2 protein-coding genes are annotated in these 1,638 nt (G+C 55.0%); both read right to left on the bottom strand.

The features are described 5' to 3' along the window. Window positions 1–366: hypothetical protein (locus ACSFA3_RS22740; RefSeq protein ID WP_435507732.1), on the bottom strand; the 366-nt coding region annotated here is incomplete at its 3' end. 350 nt (window positions 367–716) lie between these two features. After that, entirely contained in the window at window positions 717–1,100 is a 384-nt protein-coding gene (locus tag ACSFA3_RS22735; RefSeq protein WP_435474414.1) for a hypothetical protein, read from the bottom strand. Window positions 1,101–1,638: the final 538 nt, after the last annotated feature.

Here is a 1,638-nt window from a genome sequence, read left to right as displayed (position 1 = left end):
ACGCACTGCAGCAGCTGCAGCGCCTCCTCCGGCGAACGCAGCGCCTCCCAGGGTGCGCGGAGCGCGCATCAACTGACCCGCAGGAACGAAGGGCGCCAGCACCTCCATCGTCAAGCCGAACGCAGGCGTGTCATACGTTGCCCTCAAGTCGGAAGGCCTCGGGATGTCCAGGCCGAAGGCTCGATAGGCTTTGCGCGCCAAGCCACTCGCCGAAAAGGCCATCTCGCTGACTTCGGATGCATCCAACAACAGGTTCCACGGCACCCTGGCCGTTTCTTTCGCAGCGCTCCACAGCGACTGGTTGTCTGCGGTGGTTGGCGCGAACTGTCCGGAGCCATTCAAGAAGTCCGTGGTTGTCTTGACCATGCGCGCTCGCAGTGCCGCGCTGGCCGCAATCTTTTCCTTCGACGCAGGAAGCTGGCGACCATTGGCCGCCGGACCGACAGCATCGTCTCCGAGTGCATCCCACCTCTGCGCAGCCTCAATCGACAGAGGGCCTGCGCCTGCCTGGAACGCCCGCCTCTGCGCATCCGTCAGGGGCGGCGCCGACTTTTGCAGGACTTGCGCCGCAGCCGCGTGCGCTCCCACGTCCACGTCTGCGTCGTCCCAGTTGAAGACAGCGCCGGTTCCTTGCGGCTGCGACTGACTCGCAAGGCTCTCGCCCGGCACATTGCCGAACGCATTCACAAGTCCTTGCAGTGCACACGTCCCGATCACTAGGTTCGCAAAGCCTTCACGTCTACTCCATCCGAGAGTTCCATCACATCGACGTCCTGCTGTTCTCCGGTGGCGCGGGTCAACTGCCAAGGTTGGTCGACGGTTTGTGGCTCGAGTAGCACCTCCATCTGGACCGCAATGGCCAACCCTCGCATTGCCTTCTGAGGGCTTATAACGGGAGCTACCGATTCAGGCCATGACAGAAGGAAACTTTGGCGAAATCCCATCGAATGCATATCGACCTGCAAAAAACCAATTGCGTTCTCAATCTTAACATCCAGAGATTCAACAGAAAATCCGAGCGTAGAATTTAATTCTTTCAAAATCTTAGTTTCAGGGCATTCTTTTTTCAAAAAGAATTGAATACTTTGAACTGAAACCATGATTACCTCCTCTGCTTGACAACATCGATAAGACTCTGAGTGCGCGTCACCTGTTCTGGAGTAAGAATATTTTTAGCGGCAAGATTTTCCAAAGTCATTAACGCACGATCACTTCCTTGTTTTTGCGCTTGAGCCAGTATTTTATATTCCTGCGAAGAAACGTTAATTACATCTGGCCCAGATATAGGGTGCAGCGATGTGTCATGCAAGACCTCGCTGAATCTCAGTGACATCTACGAATGCGTCAGACCTATCACCTATAAACAAAGAATTTCCTGTGGCTTTCGGAATAGTCAATTTCCCCAATAGATGGCGCTGCGAAAGCGTAAGACTACTCCAATTCTCTAAGGCTGGAGCCCATCCTTCAGGCGTTCTTGGCCCAATGAATTTAGGATCATCGACGCTTCCAGAATAGGATCCTGCTTGAAAGGTTGGCCTAAATGCAGATCGATTCGAAGGCCCCGCATAGGGTCCCGTCGTTCTGATGCTCGACGACATTGACCCGCCCATCATCATCGATGCGCCGCCCACCCCGTAC

Source organism: Variovorax glucosi, assembly GCF_051216695.1.
In the GTDB taxonomy this organism is placed as follows: Bacteria; Pseudomonadota; Gammaproteobacteria; order Burkholderiales; family Burkholderiaceae_C; genus Variovorax.
Note: the sequence above shows the minus strand (reverse complement) of the source record. Positions and strands in the feature narration are given on the sequence as shown.

What these genes read in the sequence shown, in the direction of transcription:
- ACSFA3_RS22735 (WP_435474414.1), bottom strand. Translation starts at nt 1,100, where the DNA reads ATGGTTTCAGTTCAAAGTATTCAATTCTTTTTGAAAAAAGAATGCCCT.